Genomic DNA, 8,151 nt, shown 5'->3' with positions numbered 1-8,151 from the left:
TCACTTCAACAGATTAACTAAGGAACAACAGAAGGAAGTTATAAGCAGAACTTTCCATGAAGCTCTGTAACTTATAGATAACCACGCCCGAAATTTAACTTATACTCCGGCATATGTTGTCAAACTTCAGCACGTTAAAAACTTTTAATCAGTCTAAAGTTTTTAAATGTGCTTCAGTTTTGGTAACATATGCCTACGTATAAGTTAAATTTAAGTTGTGAGCATCTATACAGTGGAAACTTAAATTAATTTTCTAAAATAAAAAATAGATGAGTATAGGTAAATACATATATTTGCTATACTTATCTGTTTTTTTGTGCGTAAAATTTTATAACAAAAACTTTTTTATGTATTTTTTTATATTTGTTCATATTTTTTCATTCCGACGAATAACTTATATTAATGGGTAAATATGAAAAACTTGACGAAAGAACAAACGTTCGCTATAATAAGAATAGATACCCAAACATATGATCGGGAAGGATGTTGTTATAATGGATAAGTATAATATCTTCGTCAGCATTAATTATAGAGATAAAGATAATAATGATAAAATAATTACTAAAAAGGCTAAGGTAAATAACAGTAGTATTTCTTCTACTAAATATTTAATTGGTGGAGGATTCTATAACAGAAAAGGTGGAACTGTTGTGTTTACAGCAAGAAGCTTAGATGAAGTAAAACAAATTACTGTAGACAAACCATTATTAAAGAATATAGAAATGAATTATAATGTAGCTGTAATTCCTAAACAGCTGTAAAAGCATGAAAATATAAATTCGGCCTAGATAACTTTGAATTACATATTTTATTAATAAAAAAATAAGAATTATTTATAGTGAAAAATCAGGAGCATCAGATCTAGTTTTAGATTAAAATCTCATGGTTATTAGTTTAACAATTAAAGGTACAGAAAATTCTGTACCTTTAATTGTTAATAAGATTTAATAAACTCCTGAGTCCAATAATACGTTCCATTGGAACTCTTGGCTAAACCTACACCTATTTGGTTATAGCTTGGATTTAAAATGTTTGCTCTATGCCCTGAGGAATTCATCCATGAATTCATTACTTCTTGTGGAGTTCTTTGTCCCATAGCTATATTTTCACCAGCAGCAGTAAATCTAATACCAAAGGATTCCATCATCTTAAATGGAGAACCATAAGTTGGAGATGTATGACTAAAATAGCCTTTATTGGCCATATCTTGAGACTTATATCTAGCAACTCTTGATAATTCCCAATTAGCTTTTAAAGGTTGTAATCCCGCTTTAGCTCTTTGAGCGTTAACTAATGTAATAACTTGATTTTCTAGTGCTTTAACATCATTAATATTTGGTATGGATAAAACTTGACCAGGCATAATCATAGATGGATTTTTAATTTGTGGATTTGCAGATATAAGTTCACTTATACCTATCTGATTTTTAACTGCAATTTTCCACATACTATCGCCTGGAACTACAGTGTATGATAAAGCTTGAGCATGAGCTGTTGTACTAAATACTATTAAACTTAAAATTGAACCAGCTAAAAATTTTTTCTTCAATGGAATCACCTCGTTAAATATTGTGTGAAATAAACAAGTATTTATGTTATGTATATTGTACTAATTAAAACATTTTTTTGTTATTGATATAATACTAATACTAAGTATAATGTTAATTAGGAACCATTGACAGGGAGGTATTATAATGGCAACTAATAAGAATAAATCTCTTGCTACAATTTACAAAAAGAACTTAATAATATCAATTACACTAGTCTCTCTCACTGCTGTAATAGTATGGTTGATAACAATAGCAAACTTAAGTAATACATATACAGAAGTACAATTAATTAATGTACTTGATAAACAAAGAATGTTAACACAAATAATGGCTAAAGATGCTAATCGTATTTATGAGCTGCATTCATCAATAGAAAACTATAAAAATATCAAAGAAAATAAATCAGATTTAGAGAAGAAACTATCAGCCACAATAACTGATTTACAGCAAGCTAGAAAGGAGTATGAAAATCAATATAATACTATAAAAAATGGTTATATACAATTAAATAACAAAAATTTAAGCTTTAAAAATGCACTTGAAGAACTTCAACCTGTTATTTCAAAAAAGGATAAAATATGGAAAAAATTTAATAGTTCAATAGATACTATAATAAAAGAACCAAATAACACTTTAGAATTATTTAACGCAGTAAAATATATAAATGAAAATAATGAACCTTTATTACAATATAGCAATAATATAACAGATATAGTATTAAGTAATGACAGAAAAAGAACTCAAAGTATATTTTATATAATTATATTTTTAGCTGTTCTTATGTTAGTATCATTACTAGTATTTGTTATAACCATTCTTAAAAATTTATTTATACCAATTAATCAAATGAATAAATGTATGGAACAAGTAGGTATAAGTATGTTAGACGATGTAGTGCCAACCTCAAAAGAACAGAAAGTTATACCTATGTTTCAAGAAGTAAGAACCATATTTAATGAATTTAATAGTTTGATTTTACTGATAGAAAATTTAAATAAAAATATTCCATTTAAACATATATTAAATTATATATTTGAATCCTTTATAGAGTATATACCTTATACTTACATTGGAATTGCACTTATGGATAATGATGAGAAGATAATAAACGCTTCTTATGCTATTTCAGGAAAACATCACAAGAACCTACCAAAAAGAATATTAGGTTTAAAAGTAAGTATTAAAGAAACTAGTCTAGGAAAAATTATTGAAAGTGGTAATGAAAGAATAATAAATGATTTAGAAGAACATGTTGCTAAAGCTGGCAAGCCTATTAAAGAATATAATAAAATTTTATTAGAAGAAGGAATTAGATCATCAATAACATTTCCTTTAAAAAGAGATAACAAAGCAGTAGGAATAATATTTTTTTCAAGTAATGTTAAAAATGTTTATAACCGGGCACATATTAGATTCTTAAGAACATTAGCAAATAGTATTATGTTAAGTATTGAAAAAGATATATTTATCCAAGATATGATTATAAGCTCAACCTTAGCTCTTGCAACTTTAACAGAAGAAAGAGATCCTGAAACAGGGGATCATTTAAATCGTATGAAGGCTTATTCTAAGAAAATTGCAGAACTGTTATCACATGAAGAAAAATACAAAGAAATTATAGATATAGAATATATAAATAATATAGAACGATTTAGTCCACTACATGATATTGGTAAGGTAGCCATAAAAGATGACATATTATTAAAGCCTGGAAAATTGACAGATGAAGAATATGAAATAATGAAAACTCATGCTATATATGGTGCAAGGGTACTAGCTATGGCAGAGGAAAACGTAAAGAAAAGAGGACTCAGTATATTTAAAATGGGTATAGAAATTGCAGGTGGACACCATGAAAAATGGGATGGATCAGGATATCCTTATGGTAAAAAAGGTGAGGAGATACCTTTAAGTGCAAGGATCGTAGCTATAGCAGACGTATTTGATGCATTGACAAGTAAAAGACCTTATAAAAAAGCATTTACTTTTGAAGATACCGTTGAAATTATAATAAAAGATTCAGGAAAACATTTTGATCCTTATATAGTTAGTGTATTTATGGAAAATATTAGTGTTATACGAAGTCTTTATAATAGGTTTAATCATATTAGTAAAAGTTGATTTTGGAGAGGTAGGAGCTTTATGGCAACAAAAAGTCTCTTGCTTTTTTATTGTTGATTTTTATTTTACAATGTTATCTATGCATGCTATAGATAACCACCGCTTAAATTTAACTTATACTCCAGTATATATTAAGTATAATAAAGAACTAACTATAATAGAATAAGATGAAGCTTATATTATATAATTAATGAATAAAAAATTTAATAAAGTGATATGGTTTCCATAAGGTTACTATATATTTAATAAGTGCATACTTTAATTTATACATAAAAATTGGTATACTATAAATTGCTAATAAAGTAAAACTTGTATCAGATAGGTATCTAACCTCCACCTGATATTTAGTTGAGCTAATCCTGTATGCACCATCCCTTAATCTCCGCTTGAAAAGCGAGAGTCCTAGAGTTGGTAGTCATCAGACAAATTAATTTTTATATATGGGGGAAATGAAAATATGGAACAATCAAAGGTATATTTTACAGATCTAAGAACAAAACCAGGACTAAATTTATTGGATAAGCTTGAAAGATTAGTTAAGAAAGCTGGAATAGAAGGAATTGATTTTAAAAGTAAGTTTGTAGCAATAAAAATCCATTTTGGAGAGCCTGGAAACCTAGCATACATAAGACCTAACTATGCTGCAAAAATAGTAAAGGTAATAAGAGAATTAGGAGGTATTCCTTTCTTAACGGATTCCAATACACTATATAGCGGAAGAAGAGCTAACGCAATAGATCATTTAGATGCTGCTTTTGAAAATGGATTTAATCCATTAACAGTGGGTTGTAATGTTATAATAGCAGATGGATTAAAAGGAACAGATTATAGAGAAATAGAAATTAATTCTAAGTACTGTAAAACAGCTAAAATAGGTACTGCCATTGCAGATGCTGATGTTATAATATCTATGAATCACTTTAAAGGGCATGAAATGACCGGATTTGGTGGAGCACTTAAGAACTTAGGTATGGGTTCTGGTTCAAGAGGCGGAAAACTAGAAATGCATTCAGCATCTCAACCAGAAATAAAGAAGGAGAATTGTGTAGCATGTGGTCAGTGTATAAAAGGATGTTCACAAGAAGCAATTAGCTTTGATGATAACAAAAAAGCACATATAGATTATGAAAAGTGCGTAGGATGCGGACAATGTGTTGCAATTTGCCAATTTGATTCAGCCCAAGTAATATGGAATGAATCAGCAGATACTGCTAATGAAAAAATTGCTGAATATGCTTATGCAGTTATAAAGGATAAGCCAAGTTTTCATATTAGCTTCATAATGAATGTTTCACCTAACTGCGATTGTTGGAATGCTAACGACATAGCTATTGTACCTGATATAGGTATAGCAGCTTCTTTTGACCCAGTTGCATTAGATAAGGCTTGTGTAGATTTGGTAAATAAGGCTCCAGCTATAGGTGGGTCAATATTAGAAGATAAACATTATCATCATGGACATGACAAATTTACACACATACATGTAAATACAAATTGGAAAACAGGATTACAACATGGAGAGGAATTAGGAATCGGAACTCAAGAATACGAGCTAGTAGTAGTGAAATAGTTGAAAATTTACAAAAAATATAAGACTGTATACTATTAAAGTGTACAGTCTTATATAATATATCTACTTAATTTAGCTTCGATATTTTCGTTGTATTTTTAATATATATAAAGTGAAGTTTACATAAAAATCAATAATAAGTTTATCCTATGACTACCCGCTCTAATACTCCCATTTTTATAGTAAACTCCTCTTCAAAGGAGTACTCACAGAGTAAGCAACCATATCAAAATCGCAGATTTTGTATGTCTGCTTAACCGATTCGCACCAAATCATAGATTTGGGCTCTCTGCTTAACTGGGAGTAGAGCGCCTATGTCACTGGATAACGACTTCTAAGCTTCAGGTGGAGTCAAAACTCCACCTGAAGGTAAAAATTCTGTTTATAAATAAACTATAATAAACATTTGTATTTGACTGATACTAACTTAATATTTATAATAATAGAAAGCCATTCTAAATATAAGTTTAGCAAATATGAAATGTATTAACGTTATCTTACAGTAATTTTTTTAATAAATGCAACTATTATATTAATATGTGAAGTATTTGTTTTATTCGAATTATATAATACTGGCAAAGTTTAATAATATGGAGATGATTTATATGCAGATGTGTTCTATATGCAATAAAAATATAGCAACTATATATACGGCAAAGGTTGAAAATGGAAAATCTGAAATGGTAGGGGTATGTCTAGAATGTGCTAAAAAAATGGGTGTACCAGTTATAGATCAGTTAATGAAACAAGCAGGCATTACTCCAGAAGAGATGGAGAATATATCTGAGCAAATGAGTGGAATGTTTCAAGATATAGACGTAGATGGACAAAATAATAATTCTATTATTAACTTCTTTAGTAATTTAACACCAACGTCTAAGAATATGGGCAACACAGAAAAACACAATAGCAGCGAACAGCCTTTAAAAGAAAGCAAAGAATCAGAAATCAAAACTAAAAATAAAATCTTAAAGAAGAAAAGAAAAAATTTAGATACTTATGGTACTAATTTAACTGATAAAGCAAAGATGAAAAATGTTGATAAAGTTGTTGGAAGACACAGAGAAATAGATAGAGTTATTCAGATACTTAATAGAAGAACAAAAAATAACCCTATCTTAATAGGAGAGCCAGGCGTAGGAAAAACTGCTATAGCAGAAGGCTTAGCGGTTCGCATTGCAGAGAAACAAGTGCCAGCCAAGCTATGTAATACAGAAGTATATTTACTTGATCTCACAGCTATTGTAGCAGGTACTCAGTTTAGAGGTCAGTTTGAAGGACGCATGAAAGCTATTATAGAAGAGGCTAAGGAAGATGGCAACATCATTCTAGTAATTGATGAAGTTCACAATATAATAGGTGCAGGAGAAGCACAGGGTGGTGCTATGAATGCAGCTAATATTTTAAAGCCAGCTCTTGCTCGTGGAGAAATACAAGTAATCGGTGCAACTACTTTAGAGGAATACAGAAAACACATTGAGAAGGACTCTGCTTTAGAGAGAAGATTCCAACCTGTTCTGGTTGAAGAACCAACTACTGAAGAGACTATTGAGATCCTTAAGGGTATTAAAAATTATTATGAAGACTATCATAAGGTAATTATATCTGATAAAGTAATCGAAGCTGCAGTAAATTTATCTGAAAGATATATATCTGATAGATATTTACCAGATAAAGCTATTGATGTAATTGATGAAGCTAGCTCAAGAGCAAACCTAAAAAATCAGGGATTGGTTGAGTTACAGGCACTTAAGGAAGAGTTGAGGGAACTGCAGAGTAATATTAAGCAGGCAGCTGATAGCAATGATTATGAAAAGGCAGCTGAGTATAAAGTTCAATTATGCAAACTTGAAGAAAATATTAAGAATACTGAGGCTGAATGTTATAATGTAGAACTAACATTACAAGATATTGCGTTTGTTATCGAAGCTTGGACTAAAATACCAGTGCAAAGCATAACAGAGGATGAAGCAAAAAAACTATTAAATTTAGAAGTAACATTACATGAGAGAATTATAGGCCAAAATGAAGCAATTTCAGCTCTTTCCAAGGCAATTAGACGTAATAGATTAGGTTTTAGAAAAAAGAAAAAGCCTTCATCTTTTATTTTTGTAGGACCTACTGGAGTTGGAAAAACTGAACTTGTAAAAGCACTGGCTAGTGAATTATTCGGCAGCGAAGAAGCTTTGATTCGTATAGATATGTCTGAGTATATGGAAAAGCACACAGTTTCTAAGATGATTGGTGCTCCTCCAGGGTATGTTGGATATGATGAAGGAGGACAATTAACAGAAAAAGTAAGAAGAAAGCCATATTCCGTTATCCTGCTAGATGAAATTGAAAAGGCTCACCCAGATGTATTTAACATGTTGCTTCAAATTTTAGAAGACGGAAGATTGACAGATAATCAGGGAAGAGTTGTTTACTTTGAAAATACTGTTATAATCATGACCTCTAATGCAGGTACTAATTTTAAAGCTAGTGAAATAGGCTTTGGGAAAAGTGGATACGAGTCTTTAGAAATTCGTGTAAAAGATGCATTGAAAGAAATATTTAAACCTGAATTTTTAAATAGAGTAGATGATACTATTGTATTTACTAAACTTACTAAAGAGGAACTTCACAAAATAATAGATTTAATGCTTAAAGAAGTTAAAGAAGAAGTAAGAGAAAAGAGAATGACTATAGAAGTTTCAGATGAAGTAAAAGATTTTATACTAGAAAAAGGTTTTGATGATAGATATGGGGCACGTCCTTTGAGAAGGACTATTCAAAAATATATTGAAGATGAAATTACTGAACAATATCTTCTAAATACCTTTGGAGATGGCTCTCATATTAAGGTGAAACTTATGGATGGAAAGATAGTACTGGAGTAAAATATAAAAGGCCAAGATATCAATTAATATA

Annotated in this window: 5 protein-coding genes; 4 read left to right on the top strand and 1 reads right to left on the bottom strand. The window is 29.9% G+C overall.

Translation table 11 applies throughout. The features are described from left to right. Nucleotides 1-494: 494 nt before the first annotated feature. On the top strand, nt 495-761 hold the full coding sequence (locus HGI79_RS11300; protein WP_185650793.1) for a hypothetical protein: 267 nt from the start codon (nt 495-497) through the stop codon (nt 759-761). A gap of 173 nt (nt 762-934) precedes the next feature. On the opposite strand, the gene safA is transcribed toward HGI79_RS11300, so the two are convergent. After that, a complete protein-coding gene (gene safA, locus HGI79_RS11295) occupies nt 935-1,549 on the bottom strand; it encodes a SafA/ExsA family spore coat assembly protein (RefSeq protein WP_185650792.1) in 615 nt (204 codons plus the stop codon). Nucleotides 1,550-1,694: 145 nt separating this feature from the next. Between safA and HGI79_RS11290 the strand changes: the two genes are divergently transcribed. The 3 genes from HGI79_RS11290 to HGI79_RS11280 all read left to right on the top strand — a co-directional run bounded on the left by HGI79_RS11290 (nt 1,695) and on the right by HGI79_RS11280 (nt 8,120). Next, nucleotides 1,695-3,671, top strand: coding sequence for an HD domain-containing phosphohydrolase (locus HGI79_RS11290; RefSeq protein WP_185650791.1), 1,977 nt, complete (start codon nt 1,695-1,697; stop codon nt 3,669-3,671). Nucleotides 3,672-4,128: 457 nt separating this feature from the next. Beyond that, a complete protein-coding gene (locus HGI79_RS11285; RefSeq protein ID WP_185650790.1) occupies nt 4,129-5,241 on the top strand; it encodes a DUF362 domain-containing protein in 1,113 nt (370 codons plus the stop codon). A gap of 605 nt (nt 5,242-5,846) precedes the next feature. Then, nucleotides 5,847-8,120 (top strand): ATP-dependent Clp protease ATP-binding subunit, encoded by a 2,274-nt coding sequence (locus HGI79_RS11280; protein WP_185650789.1) that lies wholly within the window; start codon nt 5,847-5,849, stop codon nt 8,118-8,120. Nucleotides 8,121-8,151 lie beyond the last annotated feature (31 nt).

This window comes from Clostridium sp. DJ247, assembly GCF_014231265.1.
The sequence above is the reverse complement of the archived record's forward strand: the minus strand, read 5'-3'. Positions and strand labels throughout refer to the sequence as shown.

What these genes read in the sequence shown, in the direction of transcription:
- HGI79_RS11300 (WP_185650793.1), top strand. Translation starts at nt 495, where the DNA reads ATGGATAAGTATAATATCTTCGTCAGCATTAATTATAGAGATAAAGAT.
- HGI79_RS11290 (WP_185650791.1), top strand. Translation starts at nt 1,695, where the DNA reads ATGGCAACTAATAAGAATAAATCTCTTGCTACAATTTACAAAAAGAAC.
- HGI79_RS11285 (WP_185650790.1), top strand. Translation starts at nt 4,129, where the DNA reads ATGGAACAATCAAAGGTATATTTTACAGATCTAAGAACAAAACCAGGA.
- HGI79_RS11280 (WP_185650789.1), top strand. Translation starts at nt 5,847, where the DNA reads ATGCAGATGTGTTCTATATGCAATAAAAATATAGCAACTATATATACG.